This window comes from Priestia sp. JNUCC 25 (assembly GCF_053667915.1).
The window spans coordinates 2,962,047-2,985,371 of the sequence record NZ_CM132211.1; the positions used below are offsets into that span (position 1 = coordinate 2,962,047).

Here is a 23,325-nt window from a genome sequence, read left to right on the forward strand (position 1 = left end):
ATAGTTCTGCAACTACTCCTTTTTGTTACACTCTTATAGGTAACGCTTTGCTCCTAAGTAACGTTTTGACCAGTAAGAGTTGCTTAGTGATGTGATTGTCACGCCTGTTGAAGAACCTGCATGCATGAATTGACCGTTCCCGATATAAATTCCAGCATGACTAGCTCCTGGTTGGTACGTTTCAAAGAAAACGATATCGCCAGGCTGAGGTGAACTTACACGCGTACCAGTTTGATAGATGCTAGCAACTGTACGAGGAAGACTTACACCTACTGCATTGCGATATACATAGTTAAGGTAACCACTGCAATCAAAGCCTCCAGGCGCAGCTCCACCCCAAACATAAGGTGTTCCCATAAAACGTTTACCATATGAAATAACTTTTGAAGCTGAGCTTGAGCTTGTGCTGCTTCCTGTTGATGTTGAAGGTTTTGAGCTGCTAGAGCTGCTTGAATTTAATTTATTCAGCGTATCTGGACCCGCTTCTCCGTCTACTAATAAACCATTTGCACGTTGAAATGATTTTACTGCACTTGTTGTAATTGAGCCAAAGTAGCCTGTTACACCAGCTGAGAAGTAACCTTTATTTTTTAGTTTTTGCTGAAGGCTGCTTACTGCTGAACCTTTCATACCTTGACGTAAAATAGTTGAGTTGCTAGAGCTAGAACCACCAGTTGAAGCGCTAGAACCGCCATTTTTTAATTTACTTAACGTAGCTGGACCCGCAATTCCGTCCACAGACAGTCCGTTTGCACGTTGAAATGCCATTACTGCATTTTTTGTAATTGAACCGAAGTATTGAGTCGTAGTCCCTTTAAAATAGCCTTTATTCTTTAGCTGCTGCTGTAAAGATTGTACGTTTGGTCCAGTTGAACCAACGCGCAGCAATGAACTTGAGCTAATTGATGAACTTCCGCTTCCTAGCAGCTTATTAAATGTAGATGGACCTGCAATACCATCTGCAGATAAACCATTTGCACGCTGAAACGACTTTACTGCGCTAGTCGTGATTGAACCGTAATAGTTTGTTGTTGTACCGTATGTAAAATAACCTTTGTTTTTTAATTTTTGCTGTAATTCTTTCACATCTGAATTACTTGTTCCTGGGTGTAGCGTAGCATCTCCTAAAGCAGCTTCACTAATTGTAGGTACTACTGTTAAAGATCCACATAACGCTAACGAATATATCAACTTTTTCATAAAAAAAGGTTCCTCCAATGCCATAATCTACTAATCTATAAGACGTTTACATTGTAACAACACATTATTACAAAATAACATCACTAATATTACATTTATGTTACAGGAAACGACAGTAGCGCAGCTGTATGGTGTATATTGTCGTAGTTTATTGTCGTTTAACACTTAATAAGTTCGACAAAAAAGCTAATATATTCCAATATTATTCCTTTTCCTACACTAATAATAGGTAAAAAATCACCCGTAACATTATCTTTATATTTCAAAAAAAACAATTTATTTTTTTTTGAAATGTGAAACTTTTTTAAAATTTATTCGTTTAGCGGACTTGTTCCCCTCTTTAGTAAAACAGCTTTTCTTCTAAAAATTTATATTGTTTCCATATTAATGAATAAAAAAGCGAAGGCTGAAAAAAATAGTCTTGTTATGTTTGAAACAAGGAGGATTATTTTATGAGCCATAAAGGCATTCATGGTACAAATGTTAGCGGATCAGGTGACTCGGAAGACCAACGCTATGCAGCCGGAGAAAACGAGCAGACGCTTACGACGCGTCAAGGTCACCCCATTCGTGATAACCAAAATTCTCGAACGGTAGGCAACAGAGGACCTGCTACTCTTGAAAATTACCAGCTGATTGAAAAGCTTTCGCATTTTGATCGTGAACGTATACCGGAACGTGTTGTTCATGCCCGGGGAACGGGAGCTCACGGATATTTTGAAACGTACGGAAAGCTTGGAGACGAGCCCGTTGAAAAATACACCCGCGCAAAAGTTTTTTCAGGAGCAGGCAAACAGACGCCCGTGTTTGTGAGATTTTCTACCGTAACTCATGGAAAGGACTCTCCAGAAACAATGCGAGACCCAAGGGGGTTTGCTGTAAAGTTCTACACAGAAGACGGAAACTGGGACTTAGTAGGAAATAACCTTAAAATATTTTTTATCCGCGATGCTATTAAATTCCCTGATTTGATTCATGCTTTTAAGCCCGATCCTGTGACAAACCGTCAAGATACCGAGCGTATTTTTGATTTTATTTCTCACACCCCTGAGGCTATGCATATGATTACTTTTTTATTTTCACCTTGGGGAATACCTGCTAACTATCGGCAAATGCAAGGTTCCGGTGTTAATACATATAAGTGGGTAAACAAAGATGGCGATGCGTTTCTTGTGAAATACCATTGGGAACCAAAACAAGGAATTAAAAATTTGACCCAAAAGCAAGCAGAAGAAATTCAAGCTAAAAATATCAGTCACGCCACTCAAGACTTGTATGAAGCGATTGAGAGCGGTAACTACCCCGAGTGGGAACTTTGTATACAAATCATGGAAGATGGAGAGCATCCTGAACTGGATTTTGATCCGCTTGATGACACGAAAATTTGGCCGGAAGACCAATTTCCATTTCTCCCAGTAGGTAAAATGGTCCTAGATAAAAATCCAAGCAACGTATTTGCTGAAACGGAGCAAGTCGCATTTGGTACGGGTGTACTTGTAGACGGGCTAGATTTTTCTGATGATAAAATGCTGCAAGGAAGAACGTTTTCCTATTCCGACACGCAGCGTCACCGGGTGGGAACAAACTACTTGCATCTGCCTATTAACGCGCCGAAAAAACATGTAGCAACAAATCAACGCGACGGTCAAATGGCCTATCATGTAGATGCTGCTCCAGGTCAGAACCCGCACGTGAATTATGAGCCTTCTTCTCTTGGAGGTCTTCAAGAAGCGCATGACCATCCAAAACCTCATCAGCCTTATGTTGAAGGAAATGTAAAAAAAGAAAAAATTGATCGTACAAATGACTTTAAGCAAGCTGGTGAACGCTATCGTTTACTAGAGGACTGGGAACGTGATGAGCTTATTCAAAATTTAGTAGACGGCTTAAAATGTTGTCACCATACCGTTCAAACAAAGATGATTGAGCTTTTAACTCAATGTGATTTTGACTACGGCAATCGAGTAGCAAATGGCATTGGTCTTCTGATGCATGATGATGGTTCCCTAGAAATTGAAATGGGAGCAGAAATGACTCCTACATACGGGAAATTGCCAAAAGAAGGCGGTTCACCCTTAGGAAGCAACAAAGCTGCTGATGCGGTAGAAGAAGCTAATGAAAAAGGTCACGATGCTCATCCTTATTAACAAAAAACATCCTGCAGCGACAGCAGGATGTTTTTTGGGTTAAACGCTTATGACCAAGTAACGGCAAACACGTGGTAGTCATTTTTTAACTGTGGCGCATCAATGGGTGTCCCGTGCTGATATCCTTGTTTCACTCTTTTAGGATGTAAGGGTTGAACCCATTCTTTCACTTGCTGTTTTGTACCATTTGCTAAAATATATACACAATCAGAAAATGCCCCGTCATTGTTTGGACTATCAACTTTTAGTACTTCCACTAACACATCTTGGACACACGTTTTTCTCTGAATACACATAAGCGTATGGTAGATAATATCAGCGGACACATCGTTATTTAAACGAAAGCCCACCTTTTTTTGTTCAAAAAAAGACGAGAATGAGACGATTGGTAATGTCTTTTTTTGTTCATACGCTTGAGATAAAATCTTGACAAGAACTTCTCCACTCAAGATGATCCCTCTTTCTAAAAAAACGCTTCATCACAACATATGTGAGCATTGATTATGCTCATAGGATAATATATTATCATAGTTTAATTCTGTGGTGTTAGTCTTTTTTGCGGTTTTTACACTGGGAATTATACCCGCCTATTTCTTGCGTTTCCCTGACGTTCTCGCTACTAGCAACAGAATTATTAATAAAATAAATACCCCTGCCCCTACAAACATATCATACAAGAAATCAAGCATCATACTCCTCCTCTTCCTTCAAAAAAACGCTGTTAAAACCAAGCGTTTTAACAGCGTTTTTTCGTTAGATAAAGCCTAGCATATTAAGAAATACAATGATAATTAAAACAGGTGCAATGTATCGAATAGCAAGAAGCCATAAAGAGAACCAGCGCTTCACATTCGTTGAACCGTGCTTAAATTCTTCAATTAGCACATCTTTTTTCATTTTCCAAGGAACAAAGATGGCGATTAAAAGAGCACCTAGTGGCATAAGGATATTACTTACAAGAAAATCGAAAGCGTCAAAGATGCTTTTTCCAAAGATCGATACGTCACTTAATAAACCATACGATAGCGCTGAAGGTATTCCTACCACGAAGATTAGCAAGCCCGAAATCCAAGATAGCTTTATACGCTTATGCTGCTCTCCTTTGGCTAAAGAAGCAACAATAATTTCTAACATCGAAAACGCAGATGTCAAAGTGGCAAATAAAAACAGCGCCAAAAAGAAAGTTTGAAACACAATTCCGAACGGAAGCTGTTCAAAAATAGAAGGCAATACAATGAATAAAAGACCTGGTCCTTCCGTCGGTTTTACACCCATTGAGAAGACCGCAGGGAAAATTGCCAGTCCTGCTAGTAAAGAAATCAAAATATTTAACGCTGAAATTGAAATAGCCGATTTTGGCAAGTTTTGCTGCTTAGATAGATACGAACTGTACGTAACCATAACTGAAACGCCTACGCTAAGCGAAAAGAATGCTTGTCCCATGGCAAACAAAATGGTTTGGGATGTAAGCTTTGAAAAATCTGGATACAAAAAGAAAGATACGCCTTCCATCGCTCCGTCTAATGTTAAAGAACGAATAATGATAATAATAAATAAAATAAAGAGAGCAGGCATTAAAATTTTGTTTGCTTTTTCAATACCATTTTGAATGCCTCTTGCGACTACAACAATTGTTAAAAGAAGAAAAACAAATTGAGAGATAACAGCACTTGTTGGATTAGCAATGGTCGAGTTAAATAAACTCCCGTAGTCACTTACTCCATTCAGCTGACCCGTGACGCTTGCAAAAATATATTGTAAAATCCATCCTCCTACTACACTATAGAAAGATAATAAAATGAAGCATGTAATCACACCTAAATACCCGATTCCTTTCCATAGAGAACCGGGAGCAACTGCATCATAAGCACGAATTGCTTCCTTTTGTGTATGTCTACCTAGTACAAATTCAGCAAGCAAAAGCGGCAAACCAATAATTGCTGTAAACAAGATAAACAGTAAAAAAAAGGCCCCTCCTCCGCTTGTTCCGGCTACATAAGGCAGTTTCCAAATGGCTCCGATTCCAATCGCGGAACCGGCAGATGCCAAGATAAAGCCGAGTTTTGAGGTCCATTGTTCGTTTTGACTCATTTTTTCTCACCATTTTTCTTTATTTATTCTGATTTGTCATACTATATCATACAACCCTTCTGTCGAAAAGGGTTTTTGTTGTTTTAACCCCCATCATGTGTTATGAATAGTATGTAGGTTTCATGATTTATTTTCGTAACTAAAAAAAGTTTGACAGTTAGAGGTACAAAAAATGACAAATCAGCAAGTAATACAGCAACAATTTTTAGATAAGTTCCTTGATTTTATCTTAGTAAAATGTCCAAACTGCGAACTATGTGCGCGAGTTGTAAAACTGGATAAAAAATTGAGCGGGTCAACGCACTCATGCACGTGTCCTCACTGCGGTTATCTAGACGTAACCAATGCTGATAGCCAAGGACCGTTAGAACTTTCTGAAGCAGTAGATCCTTTTTTTCAGCTCCCGCTTTACTTAGAAACGATATGCCCTGAACGTCGACTTTGGGCTTATAACTTAGATCACCTTCAGTATATTGAATCTTATATTGAAGTTAAAACATGCGGGGCTTGTTTCGACGAGCTGTCGGTTGAACATTCATTGCCAGATTGGGTAATTCATAAGCAGAAAGAAGCATTAAACGAAATTCAACGTTTAAAAGACACCGTCTTTTGCACATTCAAATGAAGATAGAAAAGAAACGTTGCCGAAGAGGCAACGTTTCTTTTTTTACGAAGAACTTTCTTCGGTAAGTTTTCTTCGATAGTCTCCGGCCTTATCGAACTCTTTTGCGGTGCCGACGAAAAAGTAGGTTACCGTATGATTTTTGTTACCTTGAGTCGTTCCATGAATCATCTTCCCCTGCTTCAATTGCTTTCGCTCTCCATTTTTATTTACATAGAAATATTTATTTCTTGCCCAGCCGCCGCCGCTTAAAAGCGTTTTGGTTTTCCCGACTCCCTGGTCATTTACTTTAAATACAATGTAGTCTCCTTCTGTCTTGCTGGGATTTCCGTTATCTTTGTCATATTCGACCATAACCCATCCTTTGTACCCTTCTGGTATAAGGAAAATGCTCGGTTGAGACGTTTCATCTGGGCGTCCACATCCAGCTGCGATTATAATCATTAAGCACAAAATGAGCCACCTTTTCACTTTTCCCAACTCCTTTCTTAATAAAAGACGTGCCTCTATACTGCTTTTAGTTTTTGTTGAAGGTAAGATTATATTCTTTTTGTATCCCTCAATTTTTTCCAGTTCATCCAATCAAATATGCTATATTTACGTATTGTTTGTCACACACTATTAGCAGGCGTTTACAATTTACATGGGAGGATAACAAAAATGAGCTATGTTTTTTTATTTATTTTGCTCTTTGTCATTCCGCTTTACACACAGCAAAAAATTGTTCGTGCCGATCGTGAAAATACACGTACATTATTACTAAGTGAACACGAGCAATCGGGACATAAAAAAAGCGATTCCCCGTAAAACAGGAATCGCCTTCTTTTAATATGTTAAGCTTCCGGCCACAATAAGGCCGACGGCAACCGACGCTGCAAAAAGAGTTACTCCAACCGCTACATTTCCTTCTTCTACTTTTTTGGCTAGGCTCGTTTTAGGCGTCATGATAAATTCAATAACCCAATATGCCACTACTTGAGTAATGATACCTACTACTCCCCAAAGAGTTGCATCTACCAAATTTAAGCTGTTGCTCCATACAGTAAAAATGACAATAGCAAGCCCTATTCCTTTTCCCCATAACTTCAAAGCAACCGCCACATTGCCTTTTTTTATGAGTTCACGGTCATTAAACTTTGTTGTTAATTCAAATACCATAACTCCGATAAATAATAGCCCTAACCCTACTGCTACGTGAGATAAAAAACTCCCTATACTAGCCCAATCAATCCATTGTGTCATTTTTATTCCCCTTTTCATTTTAATCCAATCGGCAAATAATACGATTCGTTATCCGTAATTTGATTTCCAGCTCGTATTCCTACTGCGCTTGCTTTTCCATTTAATAAAAAGCACCCGTACATAATATGAGCCTCTATTGTTTGCGTTTGAGTCTTCATCGTTGCAGTTGGCAATGGAATAAACTGTTGATACACAGCCGTGTATTCTTGATATGTTTTATGCTGATCTTCGTCTATTTTGATTCCATCTTCATTATAAATTTCAACGGTATCTCCCTCACGACCAAAAGATGGTTTCTTCACAAATGCTTGTTTTCTTTCAATAAATGGATCTTCTTCTAAATACGTTGGTAAAAAGTACGTTTCAATGATGTGATGCTCTTCTTTAGTGAAGAAAGGGTGATGTTGTTCATACAAAGCCCAAATGAGTGCTTGCACGGCTTTGGACTGCAGTAAAAATGCAGAAGGCGGGTTGATTATGGCTACTTTTTTTTGCTGTGCCAATGTTAAAAGCATGTGTCCGACTTTTTCATGCGTGCTCGGATCTTCATCTTCAATTAAATGTTCAAGCGGATAAGTTTGGCGATAAAGTACGTCTATTTTTTGTCCATATTGATCATACACGCCCGCTTCTATATGTTCACCTTCTTCCACTGTAGAGGAAGGGACAATTCGAAGCTGCGATAATGGAACGTATGTAGCATCTACATCGGCTAGCTTCATTAAATAAAGAGTCGTTAGCTTATCTTCTTCATGTGTATCATGAGAAGAAAAAACGACGTTTGGATAGTTCGTTCTATCGAGCTCGTTATAAGCTTCAAAAATGGCGTGTTTTAATGCTAAAGCAAGCTTTTCTTCCTCAAGCTTATTAGGGTTTTGCACTTGAAAATGACGACAGACTAACTCATTTACATGAAATAATTCTTTAATGAACGTAGGCGTATCCGCATTTAGTTCTAAAAGCTTGATTTGATCAGTCGTAACAGCAAAATCAAGGCGCAAAATCACACTTTCCGTTTCCATCGTTTTCAGTCGTAGGTACGGGAGGCTGTCTTTTGGAAATCCTAAAGAAAAAAGCGTCTGATCATCTAACGAACGAAGTAAAGGTGCAGTTTTAAAAAATAATTCCCCAATTTGATTTGAAGCTTCTTTAATAGAATCAATGATATGAGAAGACTCTATATGTACGTCATAAAGAGCATACTCTGTTCCGTATAAATCGTGCCAAAAATCTTCAATTTCTTTATAAAACATTTCTCGCTTTTCTTTATGCATTACCCGCCAAAACCGCCTTTAGAGCCGCTCCCAATTCCAGATTTATACGAGCTGCTTGATTTAAATGATTTATAGGCCGATGATGAGGTCAACTGTTTTTTAGAGCCGTAGTAGCGGCCTCCGTGATAATATGAGCCGCTGTGGGAAGAAGAAGAATCTGAACAGTAGTACGTTTGGGTATCTTCATCCCATTTCCACTTGTCACACGATTTATCTTTCGGTTTAGCTGGTCTTGCCTGATCAGTTGAACCACAGGCAACGAGCGATGTCATTAAAGCTGTGGTCAAAACCCCGGTCATCATTTTTTTTGTTTTTGACATTACGCCTTTCCCCCTTCATACGTTACGCCTGTTTTTGTTACATATAAACTGTACACGCTGCGATCTTCATCAATTTCCGCAGAGTCTCTTTCCCATTCCCATCCATTGTAGTATGTATAAACTGTTCCGATATAGCTTAGTACGTCCAAATGCGTATGAAATGAAGAGACGAATAAAATCGGATGTCCTCGAAGAGAATTCAGTTCGCGGACTTCTAATGTAATCTCTCTGTGATCATCTTCTGCTTGCTCTTTCGGTCCATGTTCATGTTCTTTTACATAAATAATATGTATATCATCTTCGACTGCAGATGAAGTTTGTTTATACGTTACTCCTTCTTTAACAAAAAATTCGCATTCTCTTCTTGCTAAAATTTGTTCAAGTTCAATAGATTGATAGTGATAAATAGATACAAATGTATCATCAGGCTTTAGCAGTCGGTATTCTAACTTTCCCATTATGCAACTCCTTTTGTGACTTTTTTGTGAACGTTCTTTAATAAATACGTACAGATTTTCAAAAAGTTTCAATTTTTCTCATATTAAAAGGCTTAGCTTTAGATAAGCTAAACCTTTATTTTTTTATCACATCTGTCACAACTTCATAACCGCCTGTGTATGGGTCGAATACATATTCAAGCATGCCGTTTCCACGATTGACTTTAAATAGATAACGGTATTTTTTAGGGCTGTCTTTTGCTGGATATACGTATTTTCCTTTTTGGAACTGACTTAGCAAGAGCTGTTCTCTTTGCGCAAGCATTTTTTTTGCTTCATTATAACCATACAGCGGGAGATTTTTGGCATAGAGAACCGGTACGAATACAAGCACAACGACTGAAATCGTAATAAGCCCTTGTTTAAACCACCGCATAAATCTCTTTGGATTTCGCGAAAGCAACATCGTGATCACAATTACTACTAACAAAGGAACAATATATACTTGAACATACGGAATGTTTGCAAATACAGGTCGATTAATCAATAAGACAATTACTTCGATAGCTGCTACTAATACTAAAATAAAATAGACCACTTACTCTTCACACCTCGACGATTCAATGAATTTTATATGTGTTAGAAAGTATTCCCACTCATGAATGAACTCGTCTATTGTATCATAAGACGCAAAAAAAATATCTACGCTTCTCTATTTTACGGAATTCAGATAATAAAAGAGATTGAGACATAACGAAATCACCCCAATCTAAAGACGAACAAATAGGATAATACGCTAATATGGATCCCTTGTTACACCGCTGTTGATTTCCGTACAAGGCTGCGCTTTCCGAGGGCGGCCGCTCCTGCCGGGTCTCATCTGTTCCGCTTTTCACGCAGGAGTCCTCGCCTTACCCTCCAACCAACAGCTAGAAACCACTACATACATGAAACTACCTTCACTCTAACCATAAAAAAATCTGAACGCATTTGATTCTCCATCAAGAATCAAATGCGTTCAGATCTTCCTTTAACTAAGCTACTTTTATTCCATCCTCTTTATTACGAAACTTCTACGTTTCGATTTTGATTATATTTTTTTCCTTGTAACAGTGAGTAAATGATCGCTGCGGCCCACACAATAAGTATGAATGCATATACAGCTATCTGAGTTGAGCTGCTGGATACCCATGTGTTTAAGAGTGTTCGAGCATTTGTTAAAATGATAAATCCACCAACAAGTGAACCAAGCAAGTGAGCCGGGATAATACGAACAAACCATGCAGCAATCGGAGCCGCGATAATTCCGCCAATCATAAGGGCGCCTACCCAGAACCAGTTTACCTGCTCCCAGCCAAGAGAAATTAAAAAGCCAAGTGTAGCCGAGACGGCAATAGCAAATTCACTTGTATCCACGGTTCCAACGACTTTCCGGGCTGTTGTGCCTTTTTTAGCTAGCAATACAGGCGTTGCTATCGGCCCCCAGCCTCCTCCTCCTGTAGCATCAGCAAATCCAGCAATTAATCCCAACGGAATGGACTGCTTCGTCGATAAAGGTTTGGTGCTCTTTTCTTCGTTTGTTTTAAACGTAAATAAAAAACGAAATAACACATAAACTCCTAGGAGCAATAAGAATGTTGAAACGTAAGGCCTTACTGCATCTCCAGGTAAATTACTTAGAAAGCAGGCTCCTACAAAAGCTCCGATGGAACCTGGGATAATTAGTTTTAACACCATCGATTTATCTACGTTTCCAAATTTAATATGTGAAACACCAGAAGCTGCTGTTGTTACAACTTCTGCTAAGTGAACAGATGCGGAAGCCACAGCTGGTGCAATTCCAAACGTTAAAAGCAGCGTAGTTGATGTCACCCCGTATGCCATTCCGAGTGATCCATCAATTAACTGAGCTAAAAAGCCAATAAGTGCAAACGTAATTAACTTTTTCATGTTGTCCCTCCACTTTCATCTTCTGTTAGAAAGCACAAAAAGGCCTCCAACAGTTGTTTGCTAGAAGCCTTCGGTATGTCCGATCAGCTGTCCGTTTTATGAATAAGTTGTTTATATTGTAATCCTAACTATTCCTAGAAGTCAACTGTGTTTTTGATTTTTTCTTTTAGTCTATGTATGCTGCTTGGTTATAGTATCAGTAAAATAAAATTCTTCTTGTTAAGTCAACCACATAAAAACGACCGCTCACTTAATAAGGGCGGTCGTTTTTATGCATGTCTTTCCAATGAGCCAGCACTTCAGGAGGCAAACTCACATCTTTATCTAATGACGTCATATCCATAGAAGCAGGCTCGTCGCTATTTATCACTTTTTCTACCCAATCTGGCTGTACGACTAATGCTTGTTCAATCGTAATTAAAGCCAGACCTTGCTCAAAAGCTTCTGCTACTTCTGTTGCCGTAAGTCCTCCTGTACCTACAAGAGGGACACGGTGATTGACGTGCTTAATAATCGAAGAAAGAAGTGAACGATTTTCTTCACTATCCAAGGTAGATTCATGCAAAGCACTGATATGTAAATAATCAATTTCTGTATGAACAAGACGATCAATCCACTCAAATGTATCTTCCACTTTATTTCCTAAATAGCCTTTTTCTTTAGGCGCTAATGTATACCCCACAATAAATGGTTTGCCCGCATGTGCTGCTCGAAGCGTCACTTCACGAATAACTTCAAGTGCAAAAGTGAAGCGGTTTTCTGCGCTTCCCCCATAAGAATCGCTTCGTTCATTGGCTTGCCTTGACATAAACTGCTGCAGTAAACATTCATTTCCTCCGTCAATTTCCACTCCGTCAAATCCTGCTTCCATAGCTCTAGTGGTAGCTTCGCCAAACGCTTGAACAATATAAGTTATATCGCGCTCGTTCATTTGAACAGGCTTTTTGCCTTTACGTTTATGAGGCTTTTCACTTGGGCTAATGGCTTGCCATTTATTTTTCATTTCTACGCACTTTCTTCCCCCGTGCGATAGTTGAAGAATCGCTTTAGCTCCTCTCCTATGAATCATTTGAGTTAGTTGATGAAGCTTTCGTATGACCTGATCACGATGAATGCCGATTTGACCATGTGCTACTTGGCCATTTTCTGTGATAAACGCGGGGCCGACAATTACCGTACTGACGCCCCCTACTCGTTTTTCGTAAAAAGTCAGATCGATATCGGATATTTCTCCGTTTTCCCGTGAAGCGTATGTGAGTATAGGTCCCATTGCTAATCGGTTTTTCATCTCAAGAGCATCAACAAATTTAAAATGTTTAAATAATTTTTCATAGGCTGTCTTCAATTAATTCACACCTTTTTTCCTTAGCTTGCCCATCTAGAAGCCGAGTAGACATAGGCACAAAAAAAGAAATACCTTCGCCGGCATTTCTTTTTACGTTGTTTTTCTTATTTTTTTAATGGGGTAAAATACAAATTCGCTTTTTCCGACAATCCGTTTCTCATCAATGAGACCTAGACCATTGCGGCTATCCATACTGTACAGACGGTTATCACCCATTACAAATACTTCGTTTTTAGGTATTTGAACGGGTTCAAAATCTCCTGTGAGCTCCATATCCATGTTATTGGCAATTTGACGATTCGTTTTTAAATAAGGTTCACTTACTTTTTTATCATCAATATAAAGCTGATCTTTTTTCATTTCGATTTTTTCACCTGGCAGACCGATTACTCTTTTTACATAATGCTTATTCTTAGCCTCATCTTTAATAATCACAATATCTCCGCGGCGAATATCATGGAGCGAATACGACAGTTTATTCACAAACAAACGCTCTCCGTTATGCAGCGTTGGGTTCATTGAAGCGCCTTCTACAATATACGGAGAAAATAAAAATGCGCGAATCATAAATACTAGAGCGATAGCGAAGATAATAGTTTTGAATATGCTGCGTAATTGATCGCTTTTTGTTTTTTCCGTAGTCAATATACTTTGTCTCCTTTGTACAGCTCACTTTTCTTATGTAAAAAAGCAAGAAACCTCTTACTTTAACACTTATTCTAACTTAATCATAGGAAGAACTGAAATCAAATGTTTTATGTTATGTAAAAAAAGAACCTCTAACAAATGTTAGAGGCTTACATTACGCAAGTTTCGTCTTTACATCTCTTATTATAACATTAATTATATAAAAACAGACTACCTTTTATGTAAAAATTACGTTTTTTACGCAAACTTAACTAAATCTTCACATTTAAAGGCGTTTCTCCATGTATAAAAAGTTGAGAGATACAATACTCTATAATCTCTCTTCGCCGCACGAGTCCAATAAAAATATTTTGATCATCTACAACTGGTACAAAATTTTGTTCAGACGCGCGTGACAAAATACTTTCCATTTCATCATTAATGGTGATAGGTTCATAATCGCGATGCCTTGGGACCTCTTCAATTCGTAGGTGTTCTAGCTCATGAAGTTCTATATGCTTTAGGCTTTTTATTTTCCATAGCAAGTCTCCTTCTGCCAAAGTCCCTACATATTCTCCTTTTTGGTTAATGAGCGGTACAGAAGAGTAGCGATGATACTCCATTTTCTCCAATGCTTGACGAACAGTTGACTGTGTCGACAGGGTAACGACTTCTTTTTTGGGGAGTAAAAAGAACGCAATATTCACTCATATTCTCCTTTTATTATACATCCATTTTATTGTCATTGCTTTGCTGAATCTGAAACAATATGAATGTCGATGTTATGAGTCTGTCTCATAATCGTATTCACAATAGACCCTTTTCGAATCTCTTCCCACCTTGTCCTCGCTGATTGTCCTAGTAAGATTTGAGTAACGCGATACTGCTTGGCTACGTTCACAATCACTGCAGCTGGTTTTTGCTTTTTAGCTTCTTCAACAATTAGCGATGCGTGAAAGCGATCAGCAAATTCCTGCCACTCTTTGATTTGTGCTTTTTGCCTTTCAGTTTGCTCGCCTGTCAAAACATGAAGCAGCAGCAAATCTGCTTTCAATCGGTTTGCCATTCTCCAGCCTCTTCGAATCAATTTTTCAGCTGTTTCACTGTATTGAATGCATACTAAAATGCGTTCGCAAATACCTGTTACGCCAATTTCATGGGAATGAATGAGCTTACCGTCCACTTCATCCGCTATTTCTCTGAGCGTTAATTCACGAAGGGCATGGAGATTTGCGAGCTTAAAAAAAGACTGCAGGCTTTGTTCAATTTTATGAACTTCGTATATTTTGCCTTCACGAAGACGCTTTTGCAGCTGTTCTGGCGTAACATCCACAAGCTGAATTTCATCTGCTTGCTGGATAAATAAATCTGGCACTGTTTCACGAACTTTTACCTGGGTAACAGCATATACGAGATCATGTACGCTTTCCATATGCTGAATATTCATTGCTGACATGACTGAAATACCTTGGTTGAGCAGGTAAGAAACATCTTCAAAACGTTTTTTATGGCGGCTTGTCGGCACATTTGTATGAGCGAGTTCATCGATAATTACAACTTTTGGCCGCCTTCTTACAATCGCCAGCAAATCAAGCTCTTGTAATTCTTTTCCCTTATAAAAAATGGTTTCTTTTTGGATTACTTCTAGATTTCCGATCATCGCCTCAGTCTCATTCCTGCCGTGTGCTTCTACATATCCAACTACGACATCTACGCCTTCTTTGACTAAATCGTGCGCATCTTGAAGCATTTTATACGTCTTTCCTACTCCCGGCGCCGCACCGATGTAGAGTTTAAGCTTTCCGCGCTTCTGATCATGAAGTTCACGCAATAGTTCTTCCGGAGTTTTTCTTCGAAAGTATGGATGAGCTTCTTTTTCTTTCATTGTTCAGGCCCCTTTATCACACTCGCTTCAATACATGAAGCGAGTGCATGTAATTAGCGCTCTCGTTGAACAGCTAAATTTAGCTCTACTACATTTACTCGTTTTGCACCAAAAGCTCCTTGCTGAGTATGTTCTTTGATCAGCTCTTTTAGCGTGTTGGTGTTAATATGCGCTGCTTTTGCTACGCGCTCTACTTGTGCATATGCAGCTTGTGGCGTAATATCCGGATCGAGTCCAGAAGCCGAATTTGTGACGGCATCAATTGGAATTCCGCCTTTTGGTACCTCGTTTTCTTTTTTCCACGCCGCTACTGATCTTTCGATACGGTTCGTAAGATCTTTATTTGAAGGTGCTAAATTCAACGAGCCAGACCCTGCCCCGTTATAATCAATACTAGAGACTCTGCCATGAAAAAATGCATTGCTCGTAAACTGCTGCCCTATCAGCTTAGAACCGATAACTTGATGCTTGTTTGAATAGATTAAGCTGCCATTTGCTTTACTTGGAATAGCCGTCTGAGCAATGCCTGTCATCACAACAGGATAAATAAGACCACAAAGAATTATCATCATAATTGTTAAGCGAACAATAATGCTTCCCATTCGTTCTGTTTGTATCATCGTTTCTTCTCCTCTACATTACAAATGAAAGTAGTAAGTCAATCGCTTTAATCCCAATGAAGGGAACCAATACCCCACCTAATCCGTAAATGAACAAATTTTTTCGCAGCAGGGCGTTAGAACTCATCGGCTTATACGCAATTCCCTTCATGGCTAAGGGAATTAACAGCGGGATAATGACCGCATTAAAAATAAGCGCTGACAATACGGCAGATAGAGGTGAATTCAGCTTCATTACGTTAAGAGCCTCCATTTGCGGAATCGCCAAGGTAAACATGGCTGGAATAATAGCGAAATACTTAGCAATATCGTTTGCGATACTGAATGTAGTTAAGGCACCCCTTGTCATTAATAGCTGTTTTCCAATTGAAACGACTTCAATGATTTTAGTGGGATCAGAATCTAAGTCCACCATATTTGCTGCTTCTTTAGCAGCTGAGGTTCCGCTGTTCATTGCTAAGCCAACATCAGCTTGAGCAAGCGCAGGGGCATCGTTTGTCCCGTCACCTGTCATAGCAACTAGCTTTCCTTGCTGCTGTTCATATTTAATTACTTGAATCTTGTCTTCTGGCTTGCATTCCGCAATAAATTCATCTACTCCAGCTTCTTTTGCAATGGTTGCAGCGGTTAACGGATTATCTCCTGTACACATAACCGTTTTAATACCCATTCTACGAAGTTCATCAAAGCGTTCTTTCATTCCTGGTTTTACCGTGTCTTTTAAATAAATTAAGCCATAGATTTTATCATCATCGGCGACGGCAAGCGGCGTGCCACCAGCTCCTGCAATTTCGTTTGCTTTTTGCTGCAAATCAGAAGGAACCTTCCCGCCCTTTGACTCTACCCATGCCGTGACGGCGTCCACTGCTCCTTTTCGTACAGATACATTCTCTAAGTCAATACCGCTCATTCGCGTTTCAGCTTTGAATTCTACAAATGTTCCCTGCGTTTTTCTAAGATCTTCTACTCCCATACGGTTTTGAATAAAATCAACAACTGAGCGCCCTTCTGGCGTTTCGTCGTAAAGAGAAGAAACAAACGCCCATTTGTAAAGTTCACGTTCGTCTATGCCTTCTACAGTCGTTAATTGATGAGCCATTCGGTTTCCAAACGTAATGGTGCCGGTTTTATCTAAAATAATTGTATTGATGTCACCAGCTGCTTCTACTGCTTTTCCTGACATGGCGATCACGTTAAACTGAGTAACTCGGTCCATCCCAGCAATTCCAATAGCCGATAATAATCCTCCAATTGTCGTAGGAATGAGGCAGACGAGCAGTGAAATTAAAATAGCCGTGTCGAGCTGAAAATGTAAGTAATTTGTAAATACAGGAAGCGTCACAACAACTAGTAAGAAAATAATCGTCAGACTTGTTAAAACCGTGTTTAGCGCAATTTCATTTGGCGTTTTTTGACGCTCTGCTCCTTCAACAAGCGAAATCATTTTATCTAAAAATGATTCACCTTGCTCACACGTAATTTTAACTGTAATTTCATCGCTGACAACTCTTGTACCTCCCGTTACAGAGTTAAAATCTCCCCCTGCTTCTTTCATAACAGGTGCCGATTCACCCGTAATAGCCGATTCATCAACAGACGCCAGTCCTTTAATGATTTCTCCATCTCCAGGAATCATCTCGCCTTGTGAAACGACGACGATGTCTCCTTTTTTTAGTTGCGATGCCGAAACTTGTATCATTTGCCCGTTTTGAAGTTTATTAGCTGTAATGTCACCTTTCGATTGCTTTAATGAGTTTGCCTGCGCTTTTCCTCGTCCTTCTGCTAATGCTTCTGCAAAATTAGCAAAAACAATTGTGAAAAATAAAACGAGGGATACGGCAATATTAAAGCCTGCGCTTACTGTACTTTCTCCGAAAAGGTCTGGAACAACAGCTAAAAAAAGCGTAATAACAAACCCGATTTCTACTACGAACATGATAGGGTTTTTTATCATCGTTATTGGACTTAGCTTGATAAAAGCCTGCTTTACTGATTGAATAAAAATCGATGAAGTTTGTTTATCTACAGTACCTTGAATGTGACTGTTACGATCTAATTCAAGATTATTCGTAAAATTCCGTTTATTCATTATAATCCTCCGCTTTCTTGATTACAGTGTCAAATACTCAGCAACCGGCCCAAGTACAAGCACCGGGAAAAACGTAAGCGCCCCTACAATAACGGTAGTTCCAATTAAAATGCCGCTAAATAAAGACGTATCCGTTTTAAATGTCCCAGGTGTTTCAGGAACAAGCTGCTTAGATGCTAGTGAGCTCGATACCGCCAGCATCGTAATTAGTCCGAAGTAGCGTCCAATATACATAACAATTCCCGTAGAAATGTTCCAAAACGGAGTTGCGTCACCGAGTCCTTCAAAACCGGATCCATTGTTTGCTGCTGACGACGTAAATTCATACAGTGCCTGGCTTAACCCGTGAAAGCCTGGGTTTGATATACCTTCCATTCCTAAATGAGTAGTGAACGCTACGGCGGTTCCCCCTAAAATTAGCAGCGGCTGCAGAATAAGCGTCACGGCAATGAGCTTCATTTCTTTTCCTTCAATTTTTTTACCTACGTATTCCGGGGTTCTTCCAACCATTAAACCTGATAAAAATACGGCGATGATGACGTACATCATGACATTCATAAATCCTGCTCCGACACCGCCAAATACGGTATTTAACATCATATTTCCAAGTGTCAATAACCCGGTAAGAGGCGTAAGGGTATCGTGCATGGCATTGACTGCGCCTGTTTCACTTGCTGTCGTCACGATGGCGTACAGAGTTGACATGCCGACACCAAAACGAACTTCTTTCCCTTCCATATAACCGCTCGCTTCATTCAAATGAAAAGCATCAAGTCTAGGGTTGCCACCCCACTCTGTTACAAACGCTGTACTTAAGATAACAATAAAGAGCATACTCATCGATATAAACAAGATGCGACCTTGTTTACGCTGTCCGATCATTTTTCCGTACGTAAAAGGAAGTGCGGTTGGCAACAAAAGCATAAGGACGATTTGTAATACATTGCTCCACGCATTAGGATTTTCAAATGGATGAGCTGAATTGACACCAAAAAATCCCCCTCCGTTGTTGCCTAGCTCTTTGATTGAAAGAAAAGAAGCAACTGGTCCCCTTGCTATTTGCTGGGATGCCCCTTCTAATGTATGGGCAGTCACCGTTCCGCTTAACGTTTGAGGAACACCTAAAAACGCAAATAAAATGCCTGTTATAAAAGCAATAGGAAGTAAAACATGCGTAATTGATTTCACAAAATCAACAAAAAAGTTTCCCATGTCCTTCCCTGCCAACCCACGAATAAAAGCGATTGCTACTGCAAGGGCTGTTGCTGGTGCAGCAAACATCATAAATACAACGGCGGCCATCTGCGAGAAATAAGACAAACCTGATTCACCGCTGTAGTGCTGCAAGTTCGTATTTGTCATAAAACTAATGGCCGTGTTAAAAGCAAGGGCCGGATCCATTCCTTTGATGTGGCTTGGGTTAAGCGGCAGTACCGCTTGAAACCGGAAGATAAGATACACCACAAAAATCATAAACGTATTCGCCAAAACGAGAGCAAGTGCATATTGCTTCCACGTCTGATTATGCCCTTTAATTCCTGCCGCTTTAAACATCACCGATTCTATCTTCCCTACCAAGCTAGTGTTTTTATCGTTTGAAAACACATTCGCTATATAAATACCTACGGGCTTTGCAATAAGCGCTACAAAAACAAGCAGCAGCGCAACTGATAGTAGAAAAATTCCCACGTTTTATTCCTCCGCTTATTAAAATTGTTCTGGATTTAACAGTACATATACTAAATAAATTAAAACGAGAACTGAAATACCTAACAAAATGAACGACATGTTCACTTCTCCTCTCTTTCGTCTACTACATGAGACGACCAGCAAATAATTCCGTACATAGCAGCTGTTAATATGGCAAGCGTTCCAAGCATGATTATATCCAAGTTGCTCCCTCCTAACTGTTTCTTACCACCCATGATTAAGCGTAGTGACTGTTTCTGTGCGTAAAGCATCACGCCCAAGTGAGCTAGCTGCGAAAGGTTATCTTTGATTGTTTAATCCTCACGTATTGTTGCTCTCGTTTTAAAAGCCCTACTATATCCTCTTTACGGTGCAGACATAGCCTGCTCTCCTATTTTCCCCATTAAAAAAACCGCAGAAGAGAGTTCTCTTCCGCGGTTTAATGCACGACAAATAAGCCGTGATCGACACGAATTTTTTTACTCCCAAAACGCTTACGGAGTTAGCTGTCGGATTCGGGTTATGGAAGTAACCCTACTCAGTTAAGAGATTCACCCCTAGTACATACGTACAAAATATTGGGTCCCCCGCTCATAATTGATTAAGCGTATATTTGTTATTTAATTTTTAGACTTAATTATGTTTTTTACTGCTGCGTTTAAAACTTTGATTAGCTAACGTAGACAAATAGCGGTTTGCTAGATCAAAAGATTGCTGGTCGCACATTGCTCGGTATTCAATCAATTGAATCATTTGCTTAGATAAATGCATCTTGACGCTCCTTTCACCTATATTTTGAAAGGAGCGTACTATCCGCTGTTATAGAAAACGACCACGATTACACCATCCTCTCTCTTAACGCTTACGAAGTTAGCTGACGGGTTCGGGTCAAGAAAGTAACCCTACTCAATTAAGAGATTCACCCCTGATAATTGGGTCCTCCGCTCTTTCCTTCTCTTTCAGAAAAGACTCAGCGTTTCACAGTGGAACGTTTCATGAGAGTAATCTTACTCCTGTTAAAATTTACTGTCAACAACATTTTTTGAAATTTTAAAAGCTTTATTTTTCTATGTATATTCATTATTTTAAAATAATAGATTCGAAGAAAAAAAGGTTGTGACTGAATGTAGCCCATCTAAAGATGAACAAATGGGATACATGAGCTGAACCGCTTGTGACACCGCAGTTGATTTCTGTGCAAGACTTCGCTTTCCGCAGGAGGCTTCTTCTTGCCCTCCAATCAACTGCTAGAAGGATCTGAACAGGTGAAACCTACGTTCACTTTAACAAAAAAAACGAACCACTAATCAAACACCTTGATCAATGGTTCGTTTTTCACTTCGGCTAAAGTACGTTTGTCCCAGCCTTTTTTTTAACTCATTTTCTCAATTTCATTTACAAGAATTGAAATGGCATCCGTTTTTGTTGCTTCACGCATTGTACGCTTCATCGTACTTGCCTGCTGCTGAAGCTCATTTACTTCCCGCAAAAACACTTCTTTTGTTAACTGTTCTTCTTCCACAACCATACAGTAGCCTTTTTTCTTAAAGGACTGTGCATTTAAAATTTGATCTCCGCGGCTTTGTGCTTTTGACAAAGGAATAATCATCATCGGTTTATGAAGGGCTAAAAACTCAAAGATAGCATTTGATCCGCCGCGTGTAATCACATAATCAGTGGCCGCTAGAACATCTGGAAGCTGTTCATTTACATATTCTAACTGACGGTAGCCCGACTCTTTTTCAAGGCTTGTATCAACATTGCCTTTTCCGCACAGGTGTACAATTTGGAATTTCTTTTGCAGTTCAGGCAAGGACTCTCGAACAATTTCATTGATGCGACGTGCTCCTAAACTTCCGCCCATAATGGTTAAAATTGGGCGCTTATCATAAAAGCGAAGCCAGCTTTCCCCGTTCGCTGCGCTTCCGCTAAATAATTCTTTTCGAATAGGTGAACCAACAACCTGCACTTTTTCTTTTGGAAAATAGTTTGCCGCTTCATCAAAAGAAGTGAAAACTTTAGTGGCAAATTTCTGCGCAATTTTATTTGCCAGTCCCGGTGTTAAATCACTTTCATGAATGAACACGGGAATGTTTAGCGATTTAGCAGCCATTACAACAGGAACTGTGACAAAACCGCCTTTTGAAAACACAAGAGAAGGCTTTAACTTTTTCAGCACGCGACGTGCATCGCCAACTCCTTTTGCTACTCGAAATACATCTTTTACATTTTCCATATCTACGTATCGACGCAGCTTCCCGCTTGAAATCGCATGATATGGAACGTTTAATTTTGTAATTAATTCTTTCTCAATACCATTGTGAGAACCGACATAATGGATATCCCATTTTTCACTGTCTAATTCTTTCATAATGGCAATGTTTGGTGTTACGTGTCCAGCTGTTCCGCCTCCGGTAAAAACGATAACTTGCTTACTCATTTTTTCTTCCTCTCTTTACTTCACTTAATCGATCTGTTTTGACATCAATTTTTATCTGATCTTTTTAGCATGCAATCTGACATGTAAAACGATGGTTTTATTATAGCATTTTTCTTTTTACATATGTATGATAAGGCGTATAAAAGCATGCTATACTTTTCATAGGGAGTGATGATAATGAACAAATCTGTACCTGCAGTAAAAGGTGATACGGTGGATTCTGAAACGCGCTGTACGCACTATCATACAGCTAAAGATATTATCGCAATAAAATTTTATTGCTGTAATACATATTATCCATGCTATCAATGTCATAACGGACATGCTGATCATGATATTAAAAGGTGGCCAAAAGCTATGTTTAATAAAAAAGCTATTCTTTGCGGAGTATGTAAACATGAGCTATCAATTAATGAATACTTAACCTGTAACTCGACTTGCCCTCACTGTCGTTCTTCTTTTAATCCCGGATGCAGCCTGCATGCACACATTTATTTTGAACAAAAAAGCTGAACAAAACATCGTTCAGCTTTTAAAATAATTGCTCATCTATATTTATAATGGAAGGAAGCAGACCTGGGAACAATTCCTCAAGTTCTTCTAAACGCAAGGAATAATAGTGCTGCGTACCTTCTATACGTAGTTTGATAATTCCAGCTTCGCGAAGTACTTTAATATGATGTGATAGCGTTGATTTTGATACATTTAATTTTTGATAATACGAACAGGTCTGCTCCTTTCTTGTCGCTAAACACTGTACAATTCGCAGCCGGTTAGGATCACTCAACGCATGTAAAATAGGCGTTAATTTAATTTCAGATTTCGGTGGTTGATAAGGTTTTCTCATGCTTAAAATATAACACAGCTTCTTTTGTGTATCAATGTTCGATAACTTTCGAACTAAATTCCTTGCACTGTTATTTAATCGGTGTTATAGTTTCATTGTTCGATGATATTCGAACTTATCTTCATTTTAATCGTAAATTGAATGAAAGATTAAAAACAAAACAAATAATATAAAGCACCATCATTATTAAAGGAGGAATCACCCATGATTCATTTACAAGCTTCAATGAAAGTTAACCCAGCAAAAAGAGAAGAATTTTTAGAAAACGTACAAGAACTAATTAAGCATTCTTTACAAGAAGAAGGAAACAGCAACTATCAACTATTTGAAGATGCTTTTACACCTAACACATTTATGATGATTGAAGAGTGGAAAAGCAAAGAAGCAATTCAAGCACACAATAAATCAGCTCACTTCCAAAGTTTTGTAGCATTTGCTCAAACTGGCGTACTTGTAGCACCTTTAGATGTAAAAACATTACAAGGTTAATCATAACTTCT

26 protein-coding genes and 2 riboswitches are annotated in these 23,325 nt (G+C 39.1%); of the genes, 5 read left to right on the forward strand and 21 right to left on the reverse strand.

The annotated features are described in order from the left end of the window. Positions 1-33: 33 nt before the first annotated feature. On the reverse strand, positions 34-1,200 hold the full coding sequence (locus JNUCC25_RS15115) for a C40 family peptidase (protein WP_016764712.1): 1,167 nt from the start codon (positions 1,198-1,200) through the stop codon (positions 34-36). Between the two features lie 452 nt (positions 1,201-1,652). Between JNUCC25_RS15115 and JNUCC25_RS15120 the strand changes: the two genes are divergently transcribed. Further along, positions 1,653-3,347, forward strand: coding sequence for a catalase (locus tag JNUCC25_RS15120; protein ID WP_454222080.1), 1,695 nt, complete (start codon positions 1,653-1,655; stop codon positions 3,345-3,347). 47 nt (positions 3,348-3,394) lie between these two features. Here the strand turns inward: JNUCC25_RS15120 and JNUCC25_RS15125 are convergent, their stop codons facing one another. Together JNUCC25_RS15125 and JNUCC25_RS15130 are read right to left on the reverse strand one after the other, a co-directional pair. Then, positions 3,395-3,796, reverse strand: a complete 402-nt coding sequence (locus JNUCC25_RS15125; RefSeq protein WP_013057709.1) for a hypothetical protein — start codon at positions 3,794-3,796, stop codon at positions 3,395-3,397. A 304-nt stretch (positions 3,797-4,100) separates the two neighbouring features. After that, complete coding sequence (locus tag JNUCC25_RS15130; RefSeq protein WP_029322655.1) at positions 4,101-5,438, reverse strand: sodium-dependent transporter; 1,338 nt, start codon at positions 5,436-5,438, stop codon at positions 4,101-4,103. Between the two features lie 172 nt (positions 5,439-5,610). Between JNUCC25_RS15130 and JNUCC25_RS15135 the strand changes: the two genes are divergently transcribed. Then, positions 5,611-6,063: a hypothetical protein gene (locus JNUCC25_RS15135; protein WP_013057711.1), complete on the forward strand. Its 453-nt coding sequence runs from the start codon at positions 5,611-5,613 to the stop codon at positions 6,061-6,063. 42 nt (positions 6,064-6,105) lie between these two features. Here JNUCC25_RS15135 and JNUCC25_RS15140 read toward each other — a convergent pair whose 3' ends face one another. Then, the gene (locus JNUCC25_RS15140; RefSeq protein ID WP_013057712.1) at positions 6,106-6,531 is read right to left on the reverse strand and encodes a DUF6843 domain-containing protein; all 426 of its coding nucleotides are present in this window, start codon (positions 6,529-6,531) and stop codon (positions 6,106-6,108) included. A gap of 189 nt (positions 6,532-6,720) precedes the next feature. Between JNUCC25_RS15140 and JNUCC25_RS15145 the strand changes: the two genes are divergently transcribed. Then, positions 6,721-6,867, forward strand: coding sequence for a hypothetical protein (locus tag JNUCC25_RS15145; RefSeq protein WP_016764718.1), 147 nt, complete (start codon positions 6,721-6,723; stop codon positions 6,865-6,867). Between the two features lie 18 nt (positions 6,868-6,885). On the opposite strand, the gene JNUCC25_RS15150 is transcribed toward JNUCC25_RS15145, so the two are convergent. From JNUCC25_RS15150 to JNUCC25_RS15225, 16 genes are all read right to left on the reverse strand, one after another. Continuing rightward, entirely contained in the window at positions 6,886-7,302 is a 417-nt protein-coding gene (locus tag JNUCC25_RS15150) for a DUF350 domain-containing protein (RefSeq protein WP_013057713.1), read from the reverse strand. A gap of 14 nt (positions 7,303-7,316) precedes the next feature. After that, on the reverse strand, positions 7,317-8,576 hold the full coding sequence (locus tag JNUCC25_RS15155) for a glutathionylspermidine synthase family protein (protein WP_454222083.1): 1,260 nt from the start codon (positions 8,574-8,576) through the stop codon (positions 7,317-7,319). Continuing rightward, on the reverse strand, positions 8,576-8,896 hold the full coding sequence (locus JNUCC25_RS15160; RefSeq protein ID WP_029322662.1) for a hypothetical protein: 321 nt from the start codon (positions 8,894-8,896) through the stop codon (positions 8,576-8,578). Before JNUCC25_RS15160 ends, JNUCC25_RS15155 begins: the two co-directional genes overlap by 1 nt. After that, positions 8,896-9,354: a hypothetical protein gene (locus JNUCC25_RS15165; protein ID WP_053487435.1), complete on the reverse strand. Its 459-nt coding sequence runs from the start codon at positions 9,352-9,354 to the stop codon at positions 8,896-8,898. Before JNUCC25_RS15165 ends, JNUCC25_RS15160 begins: the two co-directional genes overlap by 1 nt. Positions 9,355-9,469: 115 nt before the next feature. Beyond that, positions 9,470-9,931: a hypothetical protein gene (locus JNUCC25_RS15170; RefSeq protein WP_013057717.1), complete on the reverse strand. Its 462-nt coding sequence runs from the start codon at positions 9,929-9,931 to the stop codon at positions 9,470-9,472. A gap of 464 nt (positions 9,932-10,395) precedes the next feature. Continuing rightward, positions 10,396-11,283, reverse strand: a complete 888-nt coding sequence (locus JNUCC25_RS15175) for a sulfite exporter TauE/SafE family protein (protein ID WP_013057718.1) — start codon at positions 11,281-11,283, stop codon at positions 10,396-10,398. Positions 11,284-11,533: 250 nt separating this feature from the next. Further along, a complete protein-coding gene (locus JNUCC25_RS15180; RefSeq protein WP_029322667.1) occupies positions 11,534-12,628 on the reverse strand; it encodes an oxidoreductase in 1,095 nt (364 codons plus the stop codon). 90 nt (positions 12,629-12,718) lie between these two features. Further along, positions 12,719-13,273: a signal peptidase I gene (gene lepB, locus JNUCC25_RS15185; RefSeq protein ID WP_013057720.1), complete on the reverse strand. Its 555-nt coding sequence runs from the start codon at positions 13,271-13,273 to the stop codon at positions 12,719-12,721. Positions 13,274-13,527: 254 nt separating this feature from the next. Further along, the gene (locus JNUCC25_RS15190) at positions 13,528-13,962 is read right to left on the reverse strand and encodes a CBS domain-containing protein (RefSeq protein WP_029322670.1); all 435 of its coding nucleotides are present in this window, start codon (positions 13,960-13,962) and stop codon (positions 13,528-13,530) included. 35 nt (positions 13,963-13,997) lie between these two features. Next, positions 13,998-15,140, reverse strand: a complete 1,143-nt coding sequence (kdpDN, locus tag JNUCC25_RS15195; protein WP_098288066.1) for a KdpD-like non-kinase potassium sensor — start codon at positions 15,138-15,140, stop codon at positions 13,998-14,000. Positions 15,141-15,193: 53 nt separating this feature from the next. Then, positions 15,194-15,760 (reverse strand): potassium-transporting ATPase subunit KdpC, encoded by a 567-nt coding sequence (gene kdpC / locus JNUCC25_RS15200; RefSeq protein ID WP_029322673.1) that lies wholly within the window; start codon positions 15,758-15,760, stop codon positions 15,194-15,196. Between the two features lie 13 nt (positions 15,761-15,773). Beyond that, positions 15,774-17,849, reverse strand: a complete 2,076-nt coding sequence (gene kdpB / locus JNUCC25_RS15205) for a potassium-transporting ATPase subunit KdpB (RefSeq protein ID WP_454222087.1) — start codon at positions 17,847-17,849, stop codon at positions 15,774-15,776. Between the two features lie 21 nt (positions 17,850-17,870). After that, the gene (gene kdpA / locus JNUCC25_RS15210) at positions 17,871-19,532 is read right to left on the reverse strand and encodes a potassium-transporting ATPase subunit KdpA (RefSeq protein WP_029322677.1); all 1,662 of its coding nucleotides are present in this window, start codon (positions 19,530-19,532) and stop codon (positions 17,871-17,873) included. A gap of 24 nt (positions 19,533-19,556) precedes the next feature. Continuing rightward, on the reverse strand, positions 19,557-19,637 hold the full coding sequence (gene kdpF, locus JNUCC25_RS15215; RefSeq protein WP_063611563.1) for a K(+)-transporting ATPase subunit F: 81 nt from the start codon (positions 19,635-19,637) through the stop codon (positions 19,557-19,559). 378 nt (positions 19,638-20,015) lie between these two features. Beyond that, a riboswitch (cyclic di-AMP (ydaO/yuaA leader) is annotated at positions 20,016-20,156 on the reverse strand. Between the two features lie 15 nt (positions 20,157-20,171). Next, positions 20,172-20,309 (reverse strand): hypothetical protein, encoded by a 138-nt coding sequence (locus JNUCC25_RS15220; protein WP_454222089.1) that lies wholly within the window; start codon positions 20,307-20,309, stop codon positions 20,172-20,174. A gap of 72 nt (positions 20,310-20,381) precedes the next feature. Then, a riboswitch (cyclic di-AMP (ydaO/yuaA leader) is annotated at positions 20,382-20,524 on the reverse strand. Positions 20,525-20,910: 386 nt separating this feature from the next. After that, positions 20,911-21,978 (reverse strand): undecaprenyldiphospho-muramoylpentapeptide beta-N-acetylglucosaminyltransferase, encoded by a 1,068-nt coding sequence (locus tag JNUCC25_RS15225; RefSeq protein WP_029322679.1) that lies wholly within the window; start codon positions 21,976-21,978, stop codon positions 20,911-20,913. Positions 21,979-22,155: 177 nt separating this feature from the next. On the opposite strand from JNUCC25_RS15225, the gene JNUCC25_RS15230 reads away from it, so the two are divergent. Beyond that, positions 22,156-22,491, forward strand: coding sequence for a CHY zinc finger protein (locus JNUCC25_RS15230; protein ID WP_029322681.1), 336 nt, complete (start codon positions 22,156-22,158; stop codon positions 22,489-22,491). A gap of 19 nt (positions 22,492-22,510) precedes the next feature. On the opposite strand, the gene JNUCC25_RS15235 is transcribed toward JNUCC25_RS15230, so the two are convergent. After that, positions 22,511-22,825: an ArsR/SmtB family transcription factor gene (locus JNUCC25_RS15235; RefSeq protein ID WP_013083811.1), complete on the reverse strand. Its 315-nt coding sequence runs from the start codon at positions 22,823-22,825 to the stop codon at positions 22,511-22,513. A 204-nt stretch (positions 22,826-23,029) separates the two neighbouring features. On the opposite strand from JNUCC25_RS15235, the gene JNUCC25_RS15240 reads away from it, so the two are divergent. Then, positions 23,030-23,314, forward strand: a complete 285-nt coding sequence (locus tag JNUCC25_RS15240; RefSeq protein ID WP_064471841.1) for a putative quinol monooxygenase — start codon at positions 23,030-23,032, stop codon at positions 23,312-23,314. Positions 23,315-23,325: the final 11 nt, after the last annotated feature.

Bases quoted from the DNA above. Each gene is read 5' to 3' on its own strand.
- JNUCC25_RS15115 (WP_016764712.1), bottom strand. From the start codon at position 1,200: ATGAAAAAGTTGATATATTCGTTAGCGTTATGTGGATCTTTAACAGTA.
- JNUCC25_RS15120 (WP_454222080.1), top strand. From the start codon at position 1,653: ATGAGCCATAAAGGCATTCATGGTACAAATGTTAGCGGATCAGGTGAC.
- JNUCC25_RS15130 (WP_029322655.1), bottom strand. From the start codon at position 5,438: ATGAGTCAAAACGAACAATGGACCTCAAAACTCGGCTTTATCTTGGCA.
- JNUCC25_RS15135 (WP_013057711.1), top strand. From the start codon at position 5,611: ATGACAAATCAGCAAGTAATACAGCAACAATTTTTAGATAAGTTCCTT.
- JNUCC25_RS15145 (WP_016764718.1), top strand. From the start codon at position 6,721: ATGAGCTATGTTTTTTTATTTATTTTGCTCTTTGTCATTCCGCTTTAC.
- JNUCC25_RS15150 (WP_013057713.1), bottom strand. From the start codon at position 7,302: ATGACACAATGGATTGATTGGGCTAGTATAGGGAGTTTTTTATCTCAC.
- JNUCC25_RS15155 (WP_454222083.1), bottom strand. From the start codon at position 8,576: ATGCATAAAGAAAAGCGAGAAATGTTTTATAAAGAAATTGAAGATTTT.
- JNUCC25_RS15160 (WP_029322662.1), bottom strand. From the start codon at position 8,896: ATGTCAAAAACAAAAAAAATGATGACCGGGGTTTTGACCACAGCTTTA.
- JNUCC25_RS15165 (WP_053487435.1), bottom strand. From the start codon at position 9,354: ATGGGAAAGTTAGAATACCGACTGCTAAAGCCTGATGATACATTTGTA.
- JNUCC25_RS15175 (WP_013057718.1), bottom strand. From the start codon at position 11,283: ATGAAAAAGTTAATTACGTTTGCACTTATTGGCTTTTTAGCTCAGTTA.
- kdpDN (WP_098288066.1), bottom strand. From the start codon at position 15,140: ATGAAAGAAAAAGAAGCTCATCCATACTTTCGAAGAAAAACTCCGGAA.
- kdpC (WP_029322673.1), bottom strand. From the start codon at position 15,760: ATGATACAAACAGAACGAATGGGAAGCATTATTGTTCGCTTAACAATT.
- kdpB (WP_454222087.1), bottom strand. From the start codon at position 17,849: ATGAATAAACGGAATTTTACGAATAATCTTGAATTAGATCGTAACAGT.
- kdpF (WP_063611563.1), bottom strand. From the start codon at position 19,637: ATGTCGTTCATTTTGTTAGGTATTTCAGTTCTCGTTTTAATTTATTTA.
- JNUCC25_RS15220 (WP_454222089.1), bottom strand. From the start codon at position 20,309: ATGCATTTATCTAAGCAAATGATTCAATTGATTGAATACCGAGCAATG.
- JNUCC25_RS15225 (WP_029322679.1), bottom strand. From the start codon at position 21,978: ATGAGTAAGCAAGTTATCGTTTTTACCGGAGGCGGAACAGCTGGACAC.
- JNUCC25_RS15230 (WP_029322681.1), top strand. From the start codon at position 22,156: ATGAACAAATCTGTACCTGCAGTAAAAGGTGATACGGTGGATTCTGAA.
- JNUCC25_RS15235 (WP_013083811.1), bottom strand. From the start codon at position 22,825: ATGAGAAAACCTTATCAACCACCGAAATCTGAAATTAAATTAACGCCT.
- JNUCC25_RS15240 (WP_064471841.1), top strand. From the start codon at position 23,030: ATGATTCATTTACAAGCTTCAATGAAAGTTAACCCAGCAAAAAGAGAA.